Raw genomic sequence first — 25,760 nt, forward strand, 5'->3', positions numbered from 1 at the left:
TTACCAGGAGGATCCCAATGAACAAAGCGCTTAGAAATCCCTATACTTATCTGGCTTTTATCGTACCGACGCTGGTGCTCTACTGCCTGTTTTTCATCTACCCGGTCATTGTGTCTTTCATTTACGGCTTCTATCAATGGGATGGCATCTCCGAGAAAGTATTCATCGGCATCGATAACTTCAAACGGCTGATTCATGACGACGTTTTCTTGAAGTCGCTCGGCAACAACTTCTATTTCATGGCTTTTTCACTTCTCGTCAACATTCCGCTCGTGTTTCTGATCGCCATCATGGTGAGCAAGGCTAGACGCTTGCGCGGTTTCTATAAATCGGCCGTATTCGTACCGGTTGTCATCTCGACGGCGACGGTCGCGATTCTGTTCGGCGTACTATATAACTATGAGTCCGGTATGATCAATCAGGTGCTGCGCATGATCGGCGGCGAAAGCTGGGCGAAGGAATGGCTATCCGATCCGCATCTGGCTATGCTGTCGATCCTGATCGCGAATGCGTGGCAGAACATCGGTTTCTTTATCGTGCTTTGTCTAGCTGCGATTCTCAATATTCCGAAGGAAATAGGCGAAGCCGCGAAGATCGACGGCGTCAACGCTTGGAACGAAACATGGAAAATCACGCTGCCACTCGTGCGCCCCGTGCTGTTCGTTATGCTGTTATTGACCGTGTCCGGTACGTTAAAAGTGCTTGATATCGTGCAAATTATGACCAATGGCGGCCCGTTCCAATCGACGGAGGTTATGTCAACGTATGCGCTTAAGATCGGCTTCCGTTCGCTTGAACTCGGCTATGGCAGCGCAATCGGCGTCGCGATGTTCATCCTTATTCTGATTATGACCGGCATTTTACAGCGTGTATCGAAATCCGAGGAGGTGCAGTACTGATGGAACGCATCCTGACAAACGGCAAAATCGCTCCTTCCACGCTGCAGCGTTCGAGCTTTTTGCGCAACAGCCAGCTGCCTCTTCACCTCTCGCTGTGGGTCTATGTCATTATCGTGCTTTTCCCGCTGTTATGGCTCTTGTTATCCTCATTCAAAACGAATCGTGAAATTACGGTCAACACATGGGCGCTGCCTTCCGCGTTCAACTTTGAAAACTACAAGGCAGCTTGGGAAAGCGCCCATATCGGCCAATATGCCTGGAACAGCCTGCTCGTCACGGTTGCGGCGTGTTTGCTGACCATCATCCTGTCGGCTGCAACGGCGTTTGCCTTGTCGCGAATGAAATATAAGACGCTTAGCAAACGAATCTACGCGTTTATTTTAATGGGACTGCTGGTTCCGCCCGGCGCGCTCTTTATCCCTCTGTACAGACTTGTCACGGATCTTCATTTGTACGATACGCATCAAGCGCTCATTTTGGTATACTGCACTTATGCTTTGCCGATAACGATCTTTATTTTGCACGCGTTTATGCAGTCCGTTCCGTCTGAGCTTGAGGAAGCCGGGATTATGGACGGGCTGGGCGCGGCGGGATTGTTCGCCAGAGTGATCATTCCGGTTTCGATGCCGGCGCTAGTTACGGTCTTCATCCTGGCGTTCATCGGCAATTGGAACGAATACATTCTCTCCCAGCTTCTCGTCACGACGGAATCGCTGCGCACGCTGCCTACAGGCATGGCGACCTTTAACGACGGCTACCGGACGAATTTCGCTTCGCTTTCCGCGGCGGTCATTATCAGCATCATTCCGGTATTGCTCGTGTACATGTTCCTGCAGCGGCAGATTATCGACGGCATGACTGCAGGCAGCGTGAAGGGTTAGCCTCCGGCGGCTCGAGCGCGCGAGACCGGGCCGGCGAGAGCTTGAAACGATAAGGAGCCGTCCGTTCATGAATCTGCGTCCGAAGCTGCTGCTTGCTTTTATAGGTCTGATTGTCGCTCCGCTTATTTTGCTCGGTATCGTTTCCTTCTTGAATTCGGAGCATTTGCTGGAGAAGAAGTACAGCGAGCAGACGGAAATTACGCTTAAGGCAGTCGGCGGCAACATCCGATACTTCTTCAGAGAGATTGACCAAATCACCGACTCCAGCGTGACCAACACAACCGTGCAGGATGCGCTGCGCAGCTCCCACAATTCGGTCAATGACGCCGCAAGGCTCATCGCTATCAGCCAGTACGAGAAGTCGCTCGGCAAGCTGCTGTTCCAGCATCCGGCACTGAGCATGATGATGCTTTACGGCAAGGATGGGACGATGTTCCGCTCTTACCGAAACGATCCGACAACGTTTAAAAAAATCACGTACGATATGCTGCAGGGACACGCCATCTATCCTGACATTTTACGGCTGGGAGGACGTCCGCTCTGGCTCGGACCTTACGAGCAGCCGGAGCTGACCGGCACCGGAGCCGCGTTGTTCACGCAGCTGCGGATCGTACGGGATATGGACACGTTCAACGATTCCGGCATCATGGTCACGCAGGTGAAAACCGATGAAATCGACAACATGCTGCGTGACTTTACGCTCTCGGGCGAGCAGCAGACACAAACGCGCTACCTGATCATCAACAGCGAAGGTCTCGTCATGCTCGACAGCAGCCATCAGCTGGAAGGCAAGCTGGCGCAAAGCCAAACCCAGCTGCCGTTGCAGAAGACGGCGCGTTACGCCAGCTACCGCACCTTGTTCAATCATGAGGATTCTCTCGTATCGGCGTATAACCTCGACCGCAGCGGGTGGGTCCTTATTTCCGTCAAATCATGGGAGTCGCTGACCAGCGAGAACATACGGTTCGTCCAGTGGATCGGCGGCATTACGCTGCTTTGTTTGCTTTTTGCAGTCTTATTCAATATCTTCTTCGTTAGCCGTGTTGCAAAAGCGATTATTCGGGTCGTCCGCAAAATGCGTCTGGTTGAGCAAGGCATGCTTGATATCAATACCCGCGTCCCGACATCGGGCGGGAAGGATGAAACGGTGCTTTTGGCACGCAGCTTCAACAGCATGGTGGAGACGATCGGCCGTCTGCTGAGCGAGGTGCGTACGGAGCAGGATCGCAAGCAGCGGGCGGAAATGATGCTGATGCAGGCACAGATCAAGCCGCATTTTCTGTTTAACACGCTGGAATCGATCAACGCGCTTGCGGCTCAGAACGAAGGCGGCAAAATCATGCAAATGGTGCGCCGTCTAAGCATCCTGCTGCGCACGAGCATGCATCACTCCGAAATCATAACGGTGCGGCAGGAAATCGAACATGTGAACAGCTACCTGGAGATTCAAAAATACCGGTTCGAAGATTTGTTCAGCTACGAGCTGTCTATACCTGATGAAGCGTTCGATTACACGATACTGAAGCTGACGCTGCAGCCGCTGGTCGAGAACAGCATTCAGCACGGCTTTGAAGGGCTGCCGCACGTCGGCCTGATTTCGATTTCGGTCCATCTGGAAGATGGCTCGCTGATCTTCACGATTGCCGATAACGGCATCGGTATGAATGAAGAGGTATTGAAGCGAATCAACGGACTAACGCCTGAGCTCGAACGGGATTTGGATTTGAACGTCGCCGAGCAGGGTGAACGCCGCGGCTTGGGGCTGCGCAGCGTCGCTGACCGTCTTCGCATCCATTACGGCGCGCCATATGGGATGATGCTGTGCAGCCAAGAAGGGTGCGGGACCACGATCCGGATTAAGATACCGCGAGACAGAGGTGAACGGATATGAACGGAAAAGTGCTGCTTGTCGACGATGAACAACATATTACCCGCAACCTGGAGAAGGTCATTCCTTGGAACATGTTAGGTCTTGAGATCGTCGGCACGGCGAAGAACGGCGTCGAAGCGCTTGAGCTGCTGCAAGAAACGCCTGCGGACCTAGTATTATGCGACATCCGGATGCCGGTCATGGACGGGCTGGAGCTTGTCCGCAACATCCGGGAACAAGGGATCGCTTGCGAAATCATCATGCTTTCCGGTTATCAGGACTTCTCCTATACGCGTGCCGCAATCCAGTATGGCGTGAAGGACTACATTCTGAAGCCGATTCCATATGACGAGCTGACGGGCGTCATTGCCCGCGTCATGTCGGAGCAGCGTCATAAACGGCAGCAGGTAAAGGAAGAGAAGCGAAAGCTTGACCGGATCATCGATTTGGCGAACGAGAAAATTTTATATGACGTCCTGATGGACTATACCGAAATTACGGCCGACAACTGGCTGATGGCCGGGCAGGAGCAGCAGCTCGGCGAGCCGCAGTACACGATGATCGTGCTCGACATTGACGCAGGCTCCGCGGATGCGCGGGATTGGCGCGAATGGCCGGACAAAGAGCGCAAAATGTGGAATTTCGCGGTCTGCAACGTGTTGCGCGAAACGCTGCAGCTGGCTGGGGTGCAGCATGCGATCATTCAAATGCGCGACGGCGAGTGGTGCGTGCTGATTCACGGTGAGCAATCCGACGTCTTTAACGGCCAAGCGGGGCCGGCGGAGTTTTCGCAGCGTTTCGAGACGAAGTCGGCGAAGTGGGCCGACACGCTTCTTGCGTCGGTCCGGAAGAACGCCAAGCTGCAGCTTCATGCCGGCATCTACGATCAAGTAGCTGCGATGAATGAACTGTCGGCAGCCTACAAATGCGTGCAGCGCGGGATGCAGCTCTCGACGGAGACTGCGCCGATCGCGTTCTACGGCAACGAGCGCTCCGGCGATTTCGAGGCGGGAAGGACGCTATGGGATATTGCGGAACGGTTGATAGGCGCGATGAAGCGCGGAGATGCTGGCGGCGTCGAGGCTGAGCAGAAGCGCCTTGCGGAGCAGCTGCACAAGGCCGGCGCCAGCGCGGATGGGCGGCTTGAGCCGCTGCTGCATTTTCTCGCGCTCCATTTGATGAGGGAGCTGAAGGAAGCGGATTTGCTGCCGCGCGAGCGGGAAGATGCGATGTGGCGGAAGATGGATTTGCATTTTGGCGTGAAGGATCTATTCGCGGAGATTAGGCAGGCTACCAGCGAGGGCGTCGTCCGTTCGACGGACAAACGGAAGCTTTCCGAGCGGCAGATGGCGGACGCGAAGCAGTTTATGGACCGCCATTTGTTCCGCGATCTAAGCGTGGAGGAAGCGGCGACGCATGTCGGGCTGTCGACCTCGCATTTTAGTTTATTGTTTAAGCAGACGTACGGGGAAACGTTCATCGAATACATTACGCGCGCACGGATGGAAACGGCGAAATTGCTGCTGGCGGAAACGCCGAAAAGCGTCGCACAGATCGCTAAGGAAGTCGGTTACGCGGAACGGCGGTATTTTACGAAGGTGTTTATGAAGTATACGGGACAGATTCCGACGGATTATCGGATGGCGGTGCAGGGCACCTCGCTCATGACCGCCGGCGAGGAGACCGAAGAAGAGCATTAAAGGAGAGGTGCTGGTTCTTATCATGGGAGAGCTGATGGGCAAGGCAATGAGTTTGCGGGAAAAAATCGGGCAATTGTTTGTGTTTGGCTTCCACGGGCATGAACCGTCTGCTGAGATCAAGGCGCTGATTGAAGATTTCGGCGTTGGCGGCATCATCTATTTCACTCGTAACATTGTGGATGCTAAACAAGTCCACGCGTTGTCGGCGAGCCTGATGGAAACGGCTGAGCTGGCAGGCCGTTCGCCGATGTTTATCGCGGTCGATCAGGAGGGCGGCATGGTGTCGAGGCTGGTGAAGGGCGTAACGCTGATGCCGGGTAATATGGCGTTTGGAGCGGGTGGCTCGGCCGGCAGCGTGTTCGATGCGGCAGCCATGTGCGGCGAGCAGCTGCGTGCGCTGGGCATCAATTTGAATTATGCCCCTTGCATCGACGTCAATAATAACCCGGATAATCCGGTTATTAATGTACGTTCTTACAGCGATCGGCCGGAGGTTGCGGGCGAGTTAGGTTTGGCGGCCGTGCGCGGTTATCAGCGTGCCCGGGTGTCGGCGACGGTGAAGCATTTCCCGGGCCATGGCGACACGAGCGTCGATTCTCACCGCGACTTGCCGGTGCTGCCGCATGACCGCGCGCGGCTGGATGCGGTGGAGCTGGTACCGTTCAAGATGGCGGTCGATGAGACGGATATGATCATGACGGCACACGTATGCTTGCCGGCGCTGGATCCATCCGGCGTGCCTTCGACGCTGTCGGAGCCCGTTCTGACGGGACTGCTGCGCGGCGAGCTGGGCTACGAGGGCGTCATCGTGACGGATTGCTTGGAAATGAACGCGATCGACAAGTTCTACGGTCCGGAACGCGGCGCCGTTATGGCGCTGCAGGCAGGGGCAGATATGGTGCTGATCTGCCATACGGCCGCGAAGCAGCGTGCCGCGATTGAAGCGGTAGCGGCTGCGGTGGAGCGCGGCGAGCTAACGGAGGCGCGCATCGACGCGTCGCTGGAGCGGATCATGCGGCTCAAGGCGAAGCGCGGCGTCTGCGAGGCGCTTGAGCCATGGGCCTCTGTGGAGCCGGCGCTGGATACGCCGGAGCAGCAGGCGGCGGCTCGACGTTGGAGCGAGGCATCCGCGACGCTCGTGAAGAACGAGCGCGGGTTGCTGCCGCTTCGGCGCGAGGCGACGACGCTCGTGCTCTGGCCGGAGATCGTCACCGTGTCGGAGGCTGATGAGCTGCTGACCGACGACGGCACGCTCGGCGGACGGCTTGCGGCGCGCATGCCGCATGTGACGGAGCGGCGAATCGGCGACCCCGATGCGCTGCGCGACCTCGCGGCGTTCGAGCAGGTCGTGTTCGTCAGCTACGACGCGGCGAAGCAAGCAAATGAACGCGAGCTGGCCGCGCGATTGCTCGCGGAGGCGGGCGACCGCACGGTTGCGGTATCGGTCCGCAACCCTCTCGATTTGCTCGTGTACCCGGAGGTGTCTGCGTTCCTCGCCGTTTACGAATGCCGCCCGCTCGCGCTGGAATCCGCCGCGGGCGCGCTGCTCGGCGAGTTCACGCCGGCCGGCCGGCTGCCTCTTACGCTATCTGCGCGGTATCCGTTTGGCTGGCGCTGGGGCGAGTAGGGGATAATAAGACAATGCTGATTAGGCTCTGTGGTATGCGGCTCTTAGTTTTGTGCGTCGTTGAATCTAGCATATAGATGCAATATGGTAGAAAGTAGGGGCTAAAGGATGACTTCTGGATACATCAGAAGTCTTTTTTATTTTGCAATGATATTTTAACAATAAATATGTTTGCATTACTTTTGCTTTTATATATAAAAAATATCTTATGATCAGTATTAATTAGCCGTTACTATTTTACAATTAAATCCATAGAATAGATCGGTAAGTATAAAACTGTCCGTTTATAATCAATTAGTCACGATATCTCCATGCAGTCAGAATACGGACAAGTTTATTTGGGGGAATATCAATACCTGCTTACTGCATTAATAGAAAAGGAGATGGATCAATGAGCCTAAACGGTTTAGATTTTGGGATGAAAAGCCTAAGTGACAGCACCAGTGCTTTCCAAAAAGCGCTTAATGCAGCAATTGCGCAGCAACAGCCGCTTTTTGTTCCAAAGGGAATCTATATTATTAACAGCGGCATAGTAAAAGTCAAAATTCCTTCTGGCAAATCGCTTGTTCTGTATGGAGATGGCGTAGAAACCGTGTTTAAAAGAAAAGACAAGTCCATAACAAAAGATGGACAAAAATTGATTGAAATCTCTAGTGATAAAGGTAGTGTTCCAAGAGTAGAATTGCATAGCTTTTCTATTGACGGCAATGCTCGAATGAATCCCTTGCCTGCCGGCACGACGGACACTTATCTTTGGGAGCATTGCGCAAACATCCAGATTAAAGGTTTTTTAGGTGCTAAAATTATGGATGTCATTATTCATGATATTACTGCATTTGACCCTGTAGCGGATCATATTTTATTCCCCGGCTATACCAACTGTTACATCGATAATGCACATATCTACAATTTTAACGGCTTTGACCGAAACCGGACCCGTTCGGATATTACGATCACCGGTGGCATGAGACAATTGCTAATTGAAAATTCAACGGCTACACGGATCGAATCCGAATTGAACGATCCTTATGACGAAGGCGTATGTAAAATAATCGTGAATAACTGTGTAGTTACATCACGGCTTGATATCGTGGGGAAAAACAAGTCTGATGGCTCTGTTACACTTGAATTTCGTGGAAGCCAAATCACAGCAAATGATATTAATTTTCACATGATAAAAGGTAGTCTGATAAACAGCACAGTAGATATGACTTTCCCAGGCATGACGCGTGTGAATAATTTACAAGGCTTCGTATTTGATAACATATTGTTTAAAATAGAAGTTGATTCTAAAGGAACAATTATAGCACCGCTGACCTTCTACCCGTATGACGACAATAATATAACCATTCAAAATTCTACGTTTGCAGTGAACAACAATGACCCATTGCTATCCCCAGACGGCTTTGTAATTGTACTAAGAGCACGCAGTGGTACTTCGATAAGTATGTCGTATAAAATCGTTAATTGCACGTTTGATGCACGCCTGAAATATAACATGGATATCAACCGAAGTGATACGGTAGTCTTGGAAAATAATAAGTACAGTGGATCAGTCTATTCTGTAAGTGTATACAGCTCATCATCAAGTCCTGTTCGACTTACCATTATCGGCGGAGACATGAGCGCGGTGAAAGGGCAGTTTCTAAATATTAAGAAATCGGATGGATTAATCTTAGTAAGAAAATAATTGAGGTTGGATAGCTGCGTACCAGGCCCAGGATAAATGAAGAAACCTTAGTCCAGCAACATGCCAGACTAAGGTTTCTTTACCGTTATTTTTTGGGACCATTGCCGTTGCTATTGCCGTTGCCGTCGACAGGATTTGCGGTACCTGGATTACCGTTGCCGTTACTTGGATGGCCTGAGACTTTGGTTTCAAAAACAATGTTCTTGCTTTGCAGTACTGCTGGCGCTTGGTAATTGGTTTTTTTCAAGAGGATCGCTCCTTAAGTGGTTTGATACAAAATGTATCTGTAGCTAATTGTAGTATAAACACGACAAAGATACAATACGTGTCATAATGAATATTAAAGATTTGTAAAAATGATGATGGTCCCCTCTTGACCCGATACAGAATGTATATAATAATTGTGTTACATATTGTATCAGTTCTAGTGGGTAGGAGGGGTCGCCGTTGTATAAGCTGCAATTCAAAGTTTCAGAGCATGTTTTAACCGTTCGTACGGATTCGAACAGAATTATGGCGTTTTTTCAGTCTCCCGACTGGTCGAGATTGCGGATCAATCATACCGATACAGACTTGACGGTATATATTGAGCTCGGGTACGGCAAGCCCTTTGTTGATTTTAATGTTGAGAGCAAGTGTAGTGAAAAAGGGATTACGTTTTGCCGAACGGATTATAAAATCGAAATTGATCCGGCATTACGGGAAGCCGATATCTATGTTTTTGATGAGTTTGCTTTAAAACATGCGCTAATGAATCTATATAGTACCTTTATTGTACATAACCAATGGGGTCTTTTAGTTCATTCGTCATGCGTTGCGCAGCATGATCGTGCTTTTCTGTTTACGGGCCATTCGGGTGCAGGCAAATCAACCGCAGCTAGACTTTCTGATCCGCGACCGATCTTATCTGACGAAGCGACCATCATAAAAATTGATAGTGGAGAAGCGAGGGTGTTTGACTCACCGTTTCGAAGTGAGATCATTACACCTGGTTTGGAGGAGAGCCGCAAACTGGCAGGCATCCATTTATTGGAGCAATCACCTCGGAATAACCGGAAGAGGCTCAAGAAAGCAGACGGAATGCTTCAGATGATGGATAAAATTTTTTATTGGCCGCATCATGCGGGCGACACGCACAACACCTTTGTTTTGTGCAGAAAACTTGCCGATGCCGTGCCGATTTACAATCTTGAATTTAAAAAAGAAAGCTCATTCTGGGAGGAAATTTCATGACCACTCACTATAAAAGTGTGAATCACATGGAAGTCATTCAAATGGATGATGAATGGCTGGCGTTAGATACGAGCACGTATTCAGTTACCCGATTGAATGAATCCGGTGGATTTTGTTTATCTATGCTAAGCGAACCCCGGAATAGTGAGGATATGGCTAGTGAATTGGAGAACCGTTACGGCATTTCCGCCGAAGACGCTAAACGGGATGTTAAGGTCTTTTTGACTCACTTGCTTCAGATCGGATTGGTAAACTATGCGTGAAGCAGCTGATCTTCGGATGCTCCAAACACTTATCAAGAAAAAAGGCTATGTGGAATTGCCTTCTTCGGGCAACAGTATGTATCCGATTATATCGCAAGGGAATATTTGCAGAATCATTGCAGTAGAACCGAATGAAATAAGCAGAGGAGACATTGTGCTTTTTGTTTCAAGCTTCCAAGCCTTGATCGGACACCGATTGCTTCAAGTTGTCCAACGCGGCGAAGAAATGCTTTACATATTCAAGGGGGATGCGAATCCGCATTCGGATGAACCCGTGAAGTTTGATCGGATTGTCGGAAAGCTTATTGAGGTCCGTAAATCACATATTCGCTTTCATTCGAAGCATTGGGTATTCCTCTTGTGGAAAAAGATGATTCTGGCTGCACCATCTATCTCAATCCTGTTTCGAGCCTTTTTGAAAATAAAACGAGCGTTAAAAGGCTCTGCCCAGAAGGTGCACGGTGTATGAGATTGCTCTCTGCAAGATCCATTCGTCATTTTCTTGAAATTGGCGAGGTTAAAAAACCGTTAAAGTTTCTTGGTGTTTATATGCGCCGATATTGGGTTCTGTATATGTCTTTATTTTTTTTATTAACCATAGGCATTTTGAATACGCTGGGCTTTGCATGGTTTATGAAGAACATGACAGACTCGGCTATCGCTCTTGACTTTGACCGGTTAGGCCGTCTATTTATGGTCGGAGCAGCGCTTACCGTTATTAGCAGTGCCCTGCTCTATCTAAATATATATTTGGAATCCAACGTGGTTATCAAAATAAAACGAGATATGAAGAATGATTTATTCAACCATATTCTCCGCCTGCCTGCCTCGCATTTCAATCACCAACATTCCGGAGAAATGGTTTCTCATCTGACTAATGATGTGGGGAATATCGAGGGGATCATCGGCATTAATATCCTAAACATGATTCGCCTTCCTGCTACGGCGATCGCGGCCATGATATTTCTTATGAATATCGATGCTAAATTAACGCTGCTTGGGTTTATATTTGGCCCTATAGCCGTATTGTCGGCCGCGGTATTCGGCAAGCTGCTCAGGAGCAATTCAAAGACGCTTCAAGCCGCGTGGGGAAAGCAATACAGTTTCTTGAACGACTCATTGATGTCCCAAACGATTATTCGTTCATTCTCTTTGGAAAGATTGTTTTTTCAAAGATATACGGCCAGCAATGACACATTAGCTTCACTTCAGTTAAAGGATGCAAAGATCTACGGATGGTTCCAAGTTGGAGCATCGGCAGCTCTTTCTATCGCCTATCTGGCTAACGTTGGACTTGGCACGTGGTATGTAGCCAAAGGGATCATAACCGTGGGGTCGCTAATGGCGTTTACGACTTTGATGCAGTATCTTATTTTTCCCTTCACGGGAATAGCCGGGCAGTGGGGAAGCTTTCAACGTTCCCTGGCATCGGTAGATAGAATTATGGCAGTGTTTGACACTCCAGTTCAAACAAACGAGTTACCGGAAGCGTTGCCCGGCAAGGAGCTTCGAGGTTCTATTCAATTTCGCAATATACAATTTAGCTACGACGGCTCGACCGATGTGTTCAAGTCGTTAAATTTGACCGTTCCCGCCAATAAAATTACGGCTCTTGTCGGATCAAGCGGAGCCGGGAAGAGTACTATCTTTCTATTGCTTCAAGGGTTGTATAAACCTGCTAACGGAGAAATCCTGTTTGACAGTACGCCGACCGAGCAAATGGATTTGTCACAGCTCCGAAGCAGTATCGCATATGTACCCCAAGAAGCCGTTTTATTTGATGGGACCATTAGGGAGAATATCGCTTATGGCAAGCTGAATGCGGACATGAATGAAATAAAACAAGCTGCTCGCGATGCGAATATTGACGACTTCATCATGTCATTGCCTGATGGTTACGAAACAAGTGTAGGCGAACGCGGCGTCAATTTGTCGGGCGGACAAAGACAGCGTATCGCAATTGCTCGGGCAATATTGAAGAATGCGCCGGTTCTTTTACTGGATGAAGCGACCTCTGCCCTTGATAGCGAGACGGAGCATTTAGTCAAAAGCGCACTGGAGAGACTGATGAAAAACCGCACGACATTGGTCATTGCCCATAGGCTATCTACGATTCAGAATGCTGATCAAATTGTTGTCATGGATAAAGGCAGCGTTGTTGAACAGGGCCGCCATCATGATTTAATAGCCATGCACGGGTTGTATACTCGTTTTTATCAGCTGCAGTTTCCAGATGAAGGCATGTTAGTCGGGGCTTGAATAGGAAGGAGAAGAAAGCATGTTGATCACTTTTCTGAGGCGCTTATATGACCGTCAAGTCGATTTCGATTATTCTGACGAGCAGCTGACACAAGTTATGGATGATATTGCGACTTTTCAAATTTATGCACAAGTGCACCATGTACTTAAAAACGATTCTAGGAAGGAAAGGCTGCCTGGTTTTTTTACGGCGTGGTTAAAGGAAAAGGCAGAACGTGTGTGTTATCAGAATTTATTGATCAAAACAGAGACTGAGGCATTAATCAAGAAGTTTGATCGGCAGTGTATTCCGTCCATGCCGTTGAAGGGAACTCGTTTTGCGGAAAAGTATTTCGGTCACTTTGCCGCAAGGGGAACAAGCGATATTGATATTTTAGTAATAGAACCGGATCTGACAAAGGCGATTGAATTCGCAGAGGGACTTGGCTATCAATTGAAAACGTATAACCTTGGACATCATAATGTTACGTTGGAAAAAGCGTCAAGCTCCCTTCCCGCCCCGCTTGAGCTGGAGCTGCATCATCATATTATGGATCCGCAAACTTGTAATCTATCGGCGGACTCTTTATGGAGCAACTGTGTTCCATACGGAAATTTTCTTTGGGCAAGGGAAATGTCGGTCCAGCAAACATTTTATATGATTTGTTTGCACGGGATTAAACATCGAATGGATTCGATCAAGTATATTCTTGACGTCCTGCAGATGATCGAATATTGCGGGAATGAGATTGATTATGAGCTGCTGCTAAAACAGGCGGAAAAAGACAAAACAAAGTCAAGGATTATTGCCGCGCTGTCCATCGTGTATCAATGTTTTCCTCATTTACACCAGATTAAACCGTTTAGACAAGAAGATTATGTATTATTTTGGAAATATTCACTTATACGTAAAATGAATCAAAAGAACTACCGGGTAAAGCCGATCTTCAACAAGCTGTTCCCATTTTTTCTTTTAGATTCATGGAGCCATCGATTAAATTATATTTTAAGAATGTGAAGATTTTATTGACACGATACTTAATGTATCATAAATTATAGGTACAAATTGGATTCGAAGATGAAGGGAACTAGGGATATTGAACTAATATGCCTCCAAATAAGTTTGGTGGCTAGGTTCAACATTCCTGTTAATGATACAAAATGTATCATAAATGAATCTAACATGAATATGGGGGAGATAGACTATGAGCTATCGAAATCGAATTTACTATTTTGCTTTCGTTGATCTGATTATGGTCTGGGTAAGCCTATATCTGGCATACGCGCTTCATTTTGAGGGGAATATTCCTGATGAGTATGGTTCCCAGTATTTTATATATTCTGGAAGCGCTACGATCATCAGCATCGCCTGCATGTATTTGTTTAAGCAGTACAAACAAGTATGGCTGTATGCAAGCGTAAGTGAAATGCTTTCCGTGCTTAGGACGATTCTGTTAAGCTGCACATTGTCCTATTTGACGATACAGCTGATTAGCGATCAATCGATTCCGACCTATGTGCTGATCAATAATTTTGAGACTTTGCTATTCTTGACGATTGGAAGCCGGCTTGCATGGAGAGTTGCAAAAACATTCTACATAAGAAAGCAGCATGAACAAAAAACTGCATTAATCATTGGAGCGGGCGACTGCGGGAGATTAATTGCCAAAGAAATGCAGTTTAGCCGAACATGTTCTTTGCGTCCGGTCGGATTTATTGATGACAACATACTAAAGCGTAATCTTTTCATCAGCGGGTTGCCGGTGTTGGGTAGCAGGGAAGATATTCCACGAGTCGTAGAACGTTTTTCGGTTGATGAAATCATTATTGCCCTCCCCTCTCTCTCTCGTAAGGAAACTGCTGAAATTATTGATGTTTGCAAATCAACCAGAGCAAAGCTCAAAATCATTCCCCGTATTACGGATCTCATTCATGGCAGAGTTACGATTCAAGAGATGCGCGAAGTAAGTGTAGAGGATCTATTGGGACGTGATCCGGTGGCCGTGGATCTTCAAGGCATTGCCAATTACGTAGAAGGTCAAACCGTCCTGGTCACCGGTGCGGGTGGATCCATCGGATCAGAGCTATGCCGCCAAATTTCCCCTTTTTCACCAAAAACGTTACTTTTGCTCGGACACGGAGAAAACAGCATTTACACAATTGAGATGGAACTGAGGAAATCCTTTCCACATCTCCATCTGGAGACCGTTATCGCTGACATTAAAGATACCAATCGCATGGACGAAGTATTTCGTCAGCACCGGCCACAGGTTGTTTTCCATGCAGGAGCTCATAAGCATGTGCCGCTGATGGAGAAGAATTCGGCGGAAGCGGTAAAAAATAATGTGTTCGGCACGAAAAACCTGGCGGAATGCGCAGATAAGTATGGTGTGGATCGCTTTGTACTCATCTCTTCAGATAAAGCTGTTAATCCAACCAACGTTATGGGCACAACCAAAAGGATTGCGGAAATGGTTATTCAAAGCCTGAATAAGAACAGCAAAACGAAATTTGCAGCGGTTAGGTTCGGTAATGTACTAGGCAGCCGAGGAAGCGTAATTCCAAGATTTAAAGAGCAAATCGCACAAGGAGGACCGGTAACAGTAACCCATCCGGAGATGGTGCGGTACTTCATGACGATTCCTGAGGCGGTTCAACTTGTTATCCAGGCCGGAGCTCTTGCTGAAGGCGGAGAAACGTTCATTCTGGATATGGGCAAACCGGTGAAAATCGTAGATCTTGCGAAAGACTTGATCCGATTGTCCGGCTTCGAACCGAATATCGACATCGAGATAACCTACAGCGGTATTCGGCCGGGTGAAAAAATGTATGAGGAATTATTAACCGACGAAGAGGGACTTACCTCAACGAAGCACGATCGAATTTTTATAGGCCGGTCATCTTCAATGAATCGTACGGAGCTGGAGTTTGAATTGAGGCGGTTAGAGAGAGTGGTTGGAGAAGGGGATTCGGCCGTAAGAGAAATGTTGAAGCATCTGGTACCATCCTATCAGACGTCTGGAACAGTTGAAGAGCCTGCCAAGTCCGATCAAAGAAAAAGGGAATTATCGCTTGTTTCTCCTTGAGTCAGCTTGATCTATGAAGCAGCCAATACATTTATGAGGTGAAGAAGTACGATGAATATTCTAGTAACGGGATGCGCGGGGTTTATAGGATTCCATGTCGCGCAGAGGCTGTTGGAGGACGGTTATACCGTAGTCGGTGCAGACAATGTAAATGACTATTACGATATTGGATTGAAAGAAGCGAGACTCAGCAGATTAAACAGTTACGAACGATTTTACTTCCGCAGATTAGCGATTGAGAACAATTCGGATGTAATTGAGTTATTTAATGGAAATGAATTCCAATGCGTCATTCACCTTGCGGCGCAAGCGGGGGTCCGCTACAGCATTCAAAACCCGCATGCTTACATCCAATCGAACCTTGTTGCTTTTACGAATATATTGGAAGGCTGCCGTAATCATCAAATCCGGCATTTATTGTATGCCTCCTCAAGTTCGGTTTACGGAGCGAATGTCAAAATGCCGTTTTCCGCTCATGACAATGTCGATCATCCGGTTAGCTTATATGCCGCGACGAAAAAAGCAAATGAGCTGCTGGCTCATACCTATAGTCATCTATACGGTCTACCAACCACCGGCCTTCGCTTCTTCACCGTTTACGGGCCTTGGGGCAGACCGGATATGGCCTACTTCAGCTTTACCAAAAACATCATCGAGGATAAGACTATTCAGGTGTTTAATCATGGACTTATGAGAAGAGATTTCACTTATATCGACGATATCGTTGAAGGTATTGTGAGATTAATGAACTGCCCGCCGACGGAAAATCGGAGCTGGGATCGTGAATTCCCCGACCCAGCTAGCAGTTATGCGCCGTACCGCATATTTAATATCGGCAACAACCAGCCTGAGGAGTTAATGTTACTGATCAATATCATCGAGGAGCTGGTGGGCAAGAAGGCTAGGGTTGAATTTAAGCCCATGCAGCAGGGCGATGTGGTCGCGACTTATGCGGATATCCAAGACATCCAACAGCTTGTCGATTTCAAGCCGGCTACGACGCTCCGTCAAGGGTTAGAGCGATTTGTGGGCTGGTACATGAGCTATTATTCAAAACAAGGCAACGAGGTGAGAACAATATGAGCAAGGTTGCACATATATGTACCTCAAGCAGCAGCCATAAGATCTTAGTGGATAAATTAATGCTCATGAAGCAAAGAGGCTATGACATTCATCTCATCTCATCTCAAGAAGGCTATGACGAAGAGATGATGAAGCAATACACGTTAAAGTTAAAGTTTGTCCCGATGAATCGCAGCATTCGACCTTTTCAAGACCTGCGGTCTATTTATCGACTGATCAGACTGATTAAACTCGAAAGATACGATATTGTTCATACTCATACAGCTAAAGCAGGACTAATTGGCAGGATAGCCGCATGGATAACCCGAACGCCATTAATTGTCCATACGACACACGGGCTCCCCTTCTATGAGGGACAGGGAGCACTAAAGAACTGGATGTACAGGACGCTGGAAATAGTAGGATCCTTTTTTTGTGATGCGATTGCGTCTCAAAATAAAGAAGACATAGTTAAAATAAAAGATTTTGCTCCGGGCAAAAGAGTTTTCTATGAAGGAAATGGAGTCGATCTTGATCATCTGGACCGTAGGAAGGCCTCCATCACGCGCGAAGAGCTGCAAAAACTGAGATACGACTTGCAGATCGATTCTTCCAAAAAAGTACTGTTGGTCGCTGCAAGGCTTGAGCCGGTTAAGAATCACTCCTTTTTGTTGGCTGGCATCCAGCAACTGGTTCAATCCGGAAAAACGAACTTTGTATGCTTATTAGCCGGCAAAGGACCGCTCGAATCGCAAATTCGAGCTGAGATCTCGGCGTTCGGTCTAGAAGAGTATGTGAGATTAATCGGTCATCAATCAGACATATACCCCTATATTCAATTAGCGGATCTGATTTCGTTAACCTCGGAAAAGGAAGGAATCCCGCGAATCATCATGGAAGCGATGGCTTTCTCAAAGCCGGTTATTGCAAGCGATGTCCTCGGTACTCGTGAACTTGTTCAGCATATGAACACAGGCTTGCTAGTTCCATATTTGCAGGAAAAAGAGCTGGCTAATGCGTTGAAACAAGTGCTATTCAATGATGAATGGGGTAAGTTGCTGGGACAAAACGGGCGCAAGGTCATCGAGAGAGAGTTTACCGAAGAAGCCGTAACGCAGCGAATTGACCATTACTACCGTCAACTGAATGGTGGCGTTGTTGTCAAACGTCAAATTGAATTTTCATAATAAAAAGATATCCTTCAACATTCGCAGAAAAAGAGGATATGAGGCTCCTCTTTTTTTGCATGTGAGTTGTGACAAAAATTGTATTTTATACAGAGGAGGATTTGCATGAGGAAACGGTCTATGCAGAAACCGCTCAAGCTGTTCCTGGTTTTATCACTCTTTCTCTCCATAAACCTACTGAATCCACTGTTATCGTTTGCTCATGACACGTCACAAAAAGATGAAGCAACGGAAATTCAATTGTACGAGAAATGGATGGATGTGGTGGAGCATACCCTGATCGAGAACAATGTTTTGGATAGTCGGGCTCATTTCGCAAAGCACTCCCATGATCAACTAATTACAAGAATTGACTACTTGATCATGTTAATGAAAACCTTGTACTCCGATAAAGAGTTAAAAGGTCGGCTTAAAAACGTGAAATCTTGTTCTTTTTCAGATGTAAAGGATAAAGAAGCTTGCAAATATTTGGAGCTAGCTAGAACGCTGAAAATATGCAGCGGATTTCCTAACGGTTCATTCAATCCGGGAAGAAGCATTACTCGGGCCGAGATGCTGGCGTTTACCATGAAGGCGATCCCGTTTAAAGTATCGGTCGGAGGGCCGCAGCAGGAATTTCCCGACGTCGGTAAAAATCATTGGGCCTATGGCGCCGTTGCGTCGTCCGTACAGCTTAAGCTAATTGAAGGGTTCCCTGATGGGACATTCAAACCGAATCAACCGGTTAAGCAAGGCGAAGGAATGGTCGTTCTCTACGATATTCTAAAGCTAATGAAGCAAATGAAGACGCAAGATACAAGCAGTTCGAATTCCAAGCCTTCAAAGGAGCAGCCGGCAGAGGAATCTTCCGATGAATTTTTTATTGTTTGGAGTCACGAGATGGACGCCGATAGAAATGTCGTTGCGCCCGGAGATAAGGTTCCGTTGGAAATCGAGCTCGTTAATCCTACTCAGGAACCTGTTCAATTGAAATGGAGCTTCAATGGAGGCATGATTACCCAGCAAAGAGGGTTAGTATCGTTATGGACTGCGCCTATGGAAGAGGGAGAATACACGATAACGGTGAAAGCCACGCTTCCTTCGGGTGCTGTGACATCGATTACGAATCATATGGTCGTTTCCAATCTGGCTTTAGAAGAAGAATTTAAGTTTTCGGATCCCGCCAATTTCATCGGCGAAGAGCTGGATGATATTGATTCAGATGGGGATGGACTAATGGATTACGAAGAGAAATCATTGGGAACCAATCCTGAGCGTACTGATACGGACAACGATGGATTGGATGACTACTATGAGGTAATGGTATTTGGTTCAAATCCGTTAGCTGCTGACTCAAACTCAGATGGCGTGCCGGATGGGAAGGTTTGCGATTCAACTGGTTCATGCAAGTGATGTACTAACTGATATCGGGGGATGTCAATGAATCTATTTGATCAAGACTCCATAAGTGAGTCCGTTTCTGGATCGTGGTACAAAGAGAGATCTGATGTCATTCTCCGTATTGTACTGATTATCGCGTTTACGTTATTGATGATGAATGTCAATGCGACATCTGCGATGGCGGCAGGAGAGCCTACTGGACAGGTCACGATTCTCCACGATACACATATTCATGGTAGATATTATATGCCAAATACACCGGCCGAAAATATGGCAAACTTATTTGGCGTAGCCAGAAAGATCGAAAAAGACAAGCCCAATGCATTATATCTTGCAAACGGTGATGATATTGCCACCTCGGTCATATCAGACGTTTTTCAGGGTAAGCATATTATCGATGCTTTTAATGCAAGCCCAGTCGATTACGATACGTTCGGAAATCATGATTTCGATTATGGATCGAACGTTCTGAGGCAAAGAGTTTCGGAAAGCAATTTCACATGGTTAACCGCCAATATTTATGACAGAAGAACAAATGATATATTTGCCAAAGAGACGGGCAAGGTTCAAAAATACGTTATTAAAGAAGTGAACGGGATCAAGGTTGGTATAACCGGGCTGGGCATAAAAGGCTCTTTCATGGATCTCACTGAAATCGAGATTAAAGATCCAGTAACGGTGATGAAAGCTCTTATCCCTGAAATGAAACAAGCAGGTGCGGATATCATTGTAGTGACGTCTCATTTGGGCAATAAGCAAGCTAGACTTTTGGCTTCTCAGGTGGACGGTATCGCAGTACTGGTAGGCGATCATAGCGAAAGCATATTGGATACCCCCGAAGTGGTCAACAAAACGATTTTGTCATTCAGGGGATGCGAATTTGAATTTTTAGGAGAGCTGACACTGCAGGTCAGCAACGGGAAAGTAACAAGCTATCAATACGTCAGACATAGTGTTGCCGAAGAGGCGGCACAACCGGGATTCGCGCCCGATCCAGGAGTGAAGACGGTGACGGATCGTTACATCGCGCAACTGACCTCTACAATAATCGGCAGCAATTCAAACGCGTTGGAAACACGAAGCAGCATTATTCGAAAGAAAGAGACAGGTATAGGGAATTACGTGACAGATGTCATGCGTGCCTGGAGAAACAGCGATGTCGCTCTTTATTATTCAGGTGCTATCGCTACTAATAAAGTTTATAATCCGGGCAACATCAGCCAAAAGATGGTATTAGATCTTTTGCCTCAAACTCTTGAAATCGTAGAATTGCGGGTTACCGGAAAACAGCTCCTCAGCACACTGGAGAACGGCGTAAGCAAAGTAGAGAATAGCGATGTTAGATTTCCTCAGGTTAGCGGCATTAGCTTTTCCTATGATTCTGCTAAACCGTTAGGACAACGCATTGTGAAGGCAACTATTAAAGGAGTGCCAATCGATCCCACTGCAACTTATACGGTGGCGACTGCCGATTATATGGCGAGCGGGGCAATGGGATACGCAGATTTAGCTAATGCGGTGTTTGTGACTAACCCTGAAACGGGTCCATTGATCACGACGTTGGTCATGAACCAAATTGCACAAGATCATGTCATATCGCCGGAGTTGGAGGGGCGCATCATTGCCAACGATTTCGTAGCTCCGGAAACAAGGCTTAAGTTGCAAGACTCTACTCCTGCAATGCCGAACGGACTTAACGGATGGTACACCCAAGACATTGCGTTCACGCTTGTAGCCTCTGATTCGTTATCGGGTGTTGCCAAGACGGAATACCGGATAAACGGAGGGAAATGGTTCCAGGTCCTTAACGATGCTGCAGTAACGCTCTCAACAGACGGCAAGTATATCATTGATTACCGCAGCTGGGATGTTGCAGGCAACGTGGAATCGGTAAAAACGGTAAGCTATTATGTGGATAAGACGGCACCTGTGACGATTGCCACGATAAATCCGGAGTCAAACGAAGGATCATACGCTGCTGATGTAACCTTCAGCTTGACAGCCAGTGATGCGGCATCCGTAATGAAGACGGAATATCGGATCAATGACGGAGCGTGGATGGTTTACGGCGATCCATTAGTCTTTACCGAAGACGGTGCTTATACGATCGAGTATCGCAGTACGGATGAAGCCGGCAATGAGGAAATAATGCAAACAGAAAGTTTCACAATTGCCAAGGCGATTCCGGATACTGCTGCTCCCGTAACAACCGCCAATCTCAATCCGGGCTCACCGGACGTAAACAGCGGATGGTACAGGTCTGATGTGCAAATCACATTCACAGCTGCAGACGATCAGTCGGGCGTTGCGCAAACGGAATATAGAGTGAACAGTGCTAGTTGGATCCCTTACACTGGTGTATTATCGATTTCAACGAACGGACTGCATACCATCGAGTACCGCAGTAAGGATATTGTGGGAAACGTGGAAATTGTCCAATCCATAAGCCTTAAGGTGGATAAAACGGCACCGGTAACTACGATCGCATTGGATCCGGCATTAACCGGAGGAACTTATCCTACCGATGTAACGGTTAGCCTCGCGGCCAGTGACATAACATCAGGTATTGCGATGACGGAATATCGTATCAATAGCGGAGTTTGGTCCGATTATAGCGCTCCTATGCTCTTTACCGAAGATGGAGCATATACGATCGAGTATCGGAGTACCGATGCAGCCGGAAACGCGGAGTCTATAAAGACGGTTCACTTCTTTATTTCCAAATCGCAACTGGATAATACAGCCCCAAATACAACGGTTTCACTCCATCCGGTTACGCCTGATGGCGGCAGCGGATGGTATAGGTCCGATGTGAGTGTCTTATTCTCCGGTACAGATGATATGTCGGGAATAGCGGTAACGGAATACAGCATAAACGGTGGAAGCTGGTTCGCATACCATGGAGCTTTAACGATTCCATCGGACGGAACTTACATCATGGAGTACCGCAGCAAAGATATAGCAGGAAACGTGGAATCTATTCAATCCGTGAACTTCAAAGTGGATAAAACGGCGCCGGAAACGACGATCTCGATGGATCCGGTGCCGAGCGGAGGGGCTTACCTTAACGATGTTACGGTCAGCCTGGCAGCCAGCGACGCAGCATCTGGCATAGCGAAGACGGAATATCGCATTAATGAAGGAACGTGGACGGATTACAGCAATCCGCTGCTCTTCACCGAGCATGGTGCCTATACGATCGAGTATCGGAGCACCGATGCGGCCGGGAACGAGGAGTTCCTTAAAACCGTAAGCTTTTCCATTGCGAGTCCGGCTCAGGATGTTACGGCTCCAAGCACAAGTGTTGCTCTCCAGCCGGGAACGCCTGATGGTAGCAGTGGATGGTATCGGTCCGATGTGGGGATCACCCTCTCGGCAACTGACGATCAGTCGGGTGTAGCGCAAACGGAGTATCGCATCAACAACGGTAGCTGGGTTCCTTACAACGGTACGCTGACGGTCTCGACAGACGACACGTATACCATTGAGTACCGTAGCACGGACGCCGCTGGAAACGAGGAATCTGCTAAATCCGTGAACTTCAAAGTGGATAAAAGGGCGCCGGAAACGACGATTTCAATGGATCCAGTGCCGAGCGGAGGGGTTTACCTTACCAATGTAACGATCGGCTTGGCATCAAGTGACGCGGCATCTGGTATTTCGAAGATCGAGTATCGCATCGGAGACGGAGCGTGGATGGATTACAGCAATCCATTGTTTTTTACCGAAAATGCCGCGTATACCATCGAATATAGGAGCACCGATGCAGCCGGAAATGTGGAATCCGTCAAAACGGTAAGCTTCTCAATAGCCAAGCCGGTTCCGGATTATACCGCACCCGTTACAACCATTGTACTCAATCCGGTTACGCCGGGAGGCAGCAACGGATGGTACGTATCCAATGTAAGCATTACTTATTCCGCAACTGATGATCTATCGGGTGTATCACAAACGGAATATAGTATCAACGGCTTAAACTGGGTTCCTTACAGTGGCGGATTAACAATCACATCTGACGGAATGTACACGATTGAGTACCGCAGCAGGGATATTGCCGGAAACGTAGAATCATCCAAAAAAGTGAGCTTTAAGTTGGATAAAACAGCCCCTGCTACAATTATTGTGACAACCCCAAGTCAGCCAGGAGGGAAAGACGGATGGTACACAAGTAATGTTACCGTTTCCTTCTCCGCTTCAAATGATGTATCCGGAGTAGCAAGAACGGAATATCGCACGAACGGCGGGAGTTGGACCTTGGTCACTAACGGTACATTATCGATATCATCGGATGGTATAATCGAATACCGCAGCATTGATAATGCCGGAAACGTTGAAACGCCGAAGTCGATCAAAATCGATAAAACCGCCCCAAGTTCAACGTACAAATTCAACAAGCCTGTGAATGGCCTGAATGGGTGGTATACAATAAAGGTATATATTTACCTTTACCTGAAAGACAACTTGTACGGGTCAGGTGTAACACAGCTAGAGTACCGAATCAATGGCGGGAATTGGGTTGCCTATAACGCTGACGATGCAGTGCCATTGACAGCAGATGGGGTATTTAATGTAGAGTATCGCAGTATTGATGCCGCAGGAAACGTGCAACAGGTTTCAATAGGGAACGTCTATGTTGATAGAACGGCACCGATTTCTACAGCGGCTAGTCCTACAGCACCTAGCGGAGGCAAAAATCTAGTCATATCAGTAAATGAGGCAGTGTCGGGTGTTGCCAAAACTGAATATCGAGTCAATGGCGGAGCATGGATAGCGTACACTGGCGCGGTTAATTTCAACGTTCAAGGCAGCTACTTAGTTGAGTACCGCAGTACGGATAATGCGGGAAATGTGGAAGTGGCGAAAACGATAACGATCCCGATTAATTAATTGTTTTACAAGAAAGGGCGCCCGCGAAGAAGGTAAACTTCTGCAAAGGCGCCTTAATTTATGAAGGCTGGTGTCATGCGAACTGATGAAAACGATACTGAAATACCGTCATTTTATATACACATCCGTTTTACTGCTGTTCGTTATTTTAGTCGGGAAGTATCTTTTAAACGAATATAAGCCCTCAGAAATACGGGGGATATCAATCGAAGACTTCGGGGCGAAACCCATTGAAAAATCGCACGGCTTTAACAGTACGGCTGCTATTCAAAAAGCAATTCAAAGCGCGATTGAAAATCAAGTGCCGTTAGTCATTCCGAAGGGGACTTTTGAAGTTGACAGCGGAGCGCTGAAAGCGGTTATTCCTGCAGGGAAAAGCTTAGAAATCGTAGGAAAGGGCGAGAAAAGTGTAATTCGCAGAAAAAGTCGCTCCGTATTCAAGGATTCGCAAGACCTATTAGAAATTACGTCATCTCATGGTAACGTGAAACAAATCACCCTTAAGAGATTTTCCATTGACGGAAATGCCACCGGAAATCCACTCCCTGCAGGAAACGTCGATCCGTATTTATGGGAGCACAGCTCGAGTATCAGAATCCATGGGGCTCATTCCTCGTCAAGAATCAATCATGTGATCATCGAAAATTTGACATGCTATGATCCGATCGCCGATCATATTTATTTTCCCGGATATAATGATTCCTTTGTGGGTACGGTGAAAATTAAAAATATGAATGCCTATTTCCGTTCAAGAACTCGTTCAGATGTTACTGTCACCGGAGGTTTGACAAGTTTAAACGTTATGGACTCGAAGCTGACAAGGCTGGAAGTAGAACTCAATAAGCCCTCTAGCAAGCTTTTTGTGATGAAAGTATCGAATGTGAAGATTACCCAACAGCTAGATATATCCGGGGATAATATGGAGTTTTACGGGGATAAAATCACGGCAGCCCATTTTCAGTTCTGGAAAGCAAAAGGATGGATCCGGGACTCGGAACTGCATTTTAAAAAGGGCGTTACGCCAAGGGCAGATAAGTTGTACTCGTTTCGTTTCATCAACACCAAATTTATATACCCAGTTGCTAACGACGGAAAAATATATCCATTGCGATTGAACTATACATTCGATGTAGCCTTTGAGAAATGCAAGTTTTTGATTGATTCGAACGCAGGTTCGGTTTTTAAAGGGAGTGCTCTGGAAACAAGAGCAAGAACGAATCAAAAAGAAGTTCGCGTACTTAAGGTCACCGATAGTGAATTTGATAAAAGATTCAGCAAAAATATCCATCTTGACCGAAGCGGCTCTGCTATTTTAAAAAATAATGCATATAGCGGATCGGACGCAGCTATCTTCATGTCAGGCTCGCAGAAATATGCTTTAAACGTCGTAATCGATGGAGGATCATTCGAAAATATAACCGGAGTACCGTTCTCGTTTGATGCGGTTGATGGATTGAATTTGACCCTGAATAACATTGTAATACCGGCGGATCTTTCAGGTTACAAGAAAATAAAGTCCTCTTCTAATCCAAAATACGTTAAAAATAATCGTATCTTGATTGCGGAGGAACCTCCTTCAGGGGGAGGCATTCTAGGGGATATTGTAACGATTAAAGATTCTTCCGGTAATGCTTCGCAACGATGGATCGCCGTGAAATCGGACAGTGATTCCGCGGAATGGAGGCCCTATCAACGCTCCGATACGAAAACTTAATAAAACGCTTGACATGTTACAAAATGTATCTAAAATAAAGGTA

General features: G+C 47.3%; 18 protein-coding genes. 17 read left to right on the forward strand and 1 reads right to left on the reverse strand.

Features of this window, described 5'->3' with window-relative positions:
• Positions 1-17: 17 nt before the first annotated feature.
• The 6 genes from DL346_RS03015 to DL346_RS03040 all read left to right on the forward strand — a co-directional run bounded on the left by DL346_RS03015 (position 18) and on the right by DL346_RS03040 (position 8,667).
• On the forward strand, positions 18-899 hold the full coding sequence (locus DL346_RS03015; RefSeq protein WP_112880588.1) for a carbohydrate ABC transporter permease: 882 nt from the start codon (positions 18-20) through the stop codon (positions 897-899).
• Entirely contained in the window at positions 899-1,780 is an 882-nt protein-coding gene (locus DL346_RS03020) for a carbohydrate ABC transporter permease (protein WP_112880589.1), read from the forward strand. Before DL346_RS03015 ends, DL346_RS03020 begins: the two co-directional genes overlap by 1 nt.
• Positions 1,781-1,847: 67 nt before the next feature.
• On the forward strand, positions 1,848-3,671 hold the full coding sequence (locus DL346_RS03025) for a sensor histidine kinase (protein ID WP_112880590.1): 1,824 nt from the start codon (positions 1,848-1,850) through the stop codon (positions 3,669-3,671).
• On the forward strand, positions 3,668-5,350 hold the full coding sequence (locus tag DL346_RS03030; protein WP_112880591.1) for a response regulator: 1,683 nt from the start codon (positions 3,668-3,670) through the stop codon (positions 5,348-5,350). Before DL346_RS03025 ends, DL346_RS03030 begins: the two co-directional genes overlap by 4 nt.
• A 22-nt stretch (positions 5,351-5,372) precedes the next feature.
• The gene (locus tag DL346_RS03035) at positions 5,373-6,977 is read left to right on the forward strand and encodes a glycoside hydrolase family 3 protein (RefSeq protein ID WP_112880592.1); all 1,605 of its coding nucleotides are present in this window, start codon (positions 5,373-5,375) and stop codon (positions 6,975-6,977) included.
• A 391-nt stretch (positions 6,978-7,368) separates the two neighbouring features.
• A complete protein-coding gene (locus DL346_RS03040) occupies positions 7,369-8,667 on the forward strand; it encodes a pectate lyase family protein (RefSeq protein ID WP_112880593.1) in 1,299 nt (432 codons plus the stop codon).
• 85 nt (positions 8,668-8,752) lie between these two features.
• Here DL346_RS03040 and DL346_RS28920 read toward each other — a convergent pair whose 3' ends face one another.
• The gene (locus DL346_RS28920; protein WP_165822349.1) at positions 8,753-8,914 is read right to left on the reverse strand and encodes a hypothetical protein; all 162 of its coding nucleotides are present in this window, start codon (positions 8,912-8,914) and stop codon (positions 8,753-8,755) included.
• Between the two features lie 200 nt (positions 8,915-9,114).
• Here DL346_RS28920 and DL346_RS03045 point away from each other — a divergent pair, with 200 nt between their 5' ends.
• From DL346_RS03045 to DL346_RS03095, 11 genes are all read left to right on the forward strand, one after another.
• Complete coding sequence (locus DL346_RS03045; RefSeq protein ID WP_112880594.1) at positions 9,115-9,900, forward strand: hypothetical protein; 786 nt, start codon at positions 9,115-9,117, stop codon at positions 9,898-9,900.
• Complete coding sequence (locus DL346_RS03050; protein WP_112880595.1) at positions 9,897-10,163, forward strand: PqqD family protein; 267 nt, start codon at positions 9,897-9,899, stop codon at positions 10,161-10,163. The genes DL346_RS03045 and DL346_RS03050 overlap by 4 nt, the downstream gene beginning before the upstream one ends.
• A complete protein-coding gene (locus DL346_RS03055; protein ID WP_112880596.1) occupies positions 10,156-10,632 on the forward strand; it encodes a signal peptidase I in 477 nt (158 codons plus the stop codon). Before DL346_RS03050 ends, DL346_RS03055 begins: the two co-directional genes overlap by 8 nt.
• On the forward strand, positions 10,629-12,422 hold the full coding sequence (locus DL346_RS03060) for an ABC transporter ATP-binding protein (protein ID WP_112880597.1): 1,794 nt from the start codon (positions 10,629-10,631) through the stop codon (positions 12,420-12,422). Before DL346_RS03055 ends, DL346_RS03060 begins: the two co-directional genes overlap by 4 nt.
• A gap of 19 nt (positions 12,423-12,441) precedes the next feature.
• On the forward strand, positions 12,442-13,419 hold the full coding sequence (locus DL346_RS03065) for a nucleotidyltransferase family protein (protein ID WP_112880598.1): 978 nt from the start codon (positions 12,442-12,444) through the stop codon (positions 13,417-13,419).
• 187 nt (positions 13,420-13,606) lie between these two features.
• Positions 13,607-15,487: a polysaccharide biosynthesis protein gene (locus tag DL346_RS03070; protein ID WP_112880599.1), complete on the forward strand. Its 1,881-nt coding sequence runs from the start codon at positions 13,607-13,609 to the stop codon at positions 15,485-15,487.
• A gap of 51 nt (positions 15,488-15,538) precedes the next feature.
• Complete coding sequence (locus tag DL346_RS03075) at positions 15,539-16,570, forward strand: NAD-dependent epimerase (protein ID WP_112880600.1); 1,032 nt, start codon at positions 15,539-15,541, stop codon at positions 16,568-16,570.
• Positions 16,567-17,736 carry a glycosyltransferase family 4 protein gene (locus tag DL346_RS03080; protein WP_112880601.1) on the forward strand — a complete coding sequence of 390 codons (1,170 nt, stop codon included), beginning with the start codon at positions 16,567-16,569 and terminating at the stop codon, positions 17,734-17,736. The genes DL346_RS03075 and DL346_RS03080 overlap by 4 nt, the downstream gene beginning before the upstream one ends.
• 105 nt (positions 17,737-17,841) lie before the next feature.
• Positions 17,842-19,128: an S-layer homology domain-containing protein gene (locus DL346_RS03085; protein WP_112880602.1), complete on the forward strand. Its 1,287-nt coding sequence runs from the start codon at positions 17,842-17,844 to the stop codon at positions 19,126-19,128.
• A 27-nt stretch (positions 19,129-19,155) separates the two neighbouring features.
• Positions 19,156-24,003 (forward strand): OmpL47-type beta-barrel domain-containing protein, encoded by a 4,848-nt coding sequence (locus tag DL346_RS03090; protein WP_165822350.1) that lies wholly within the window; start codon positions 19,156-19,158, stop codon positions 24,001-24,003.
• Between the two features lie 85 nt (positions 24,004-24,088).
• Positions 24,089-25,717, forward strand: a complete 1,629-nt coding sequence (locus tag DL346_RS03095; protein ID WP_112880604.1) for a hypothetical protein — start codon at positions 24,089-24,091, stop codon at positions 25,715-25,717.
• Positions 25,718-25,760 lie beyond the last annotated feature (43 nt).

Origin of the sequence: Paenibacillus montanisoli (assembly GCF_003268025.1) — a bacterium.
In the GTDB taxonomy this organism is placed as follows: Bacteria; Bacillota; Bacilli; order Paenibacillales; family Paenibacillaceae; genus Paenibacillus_Z; species Paenibacillus_Z montanisoli.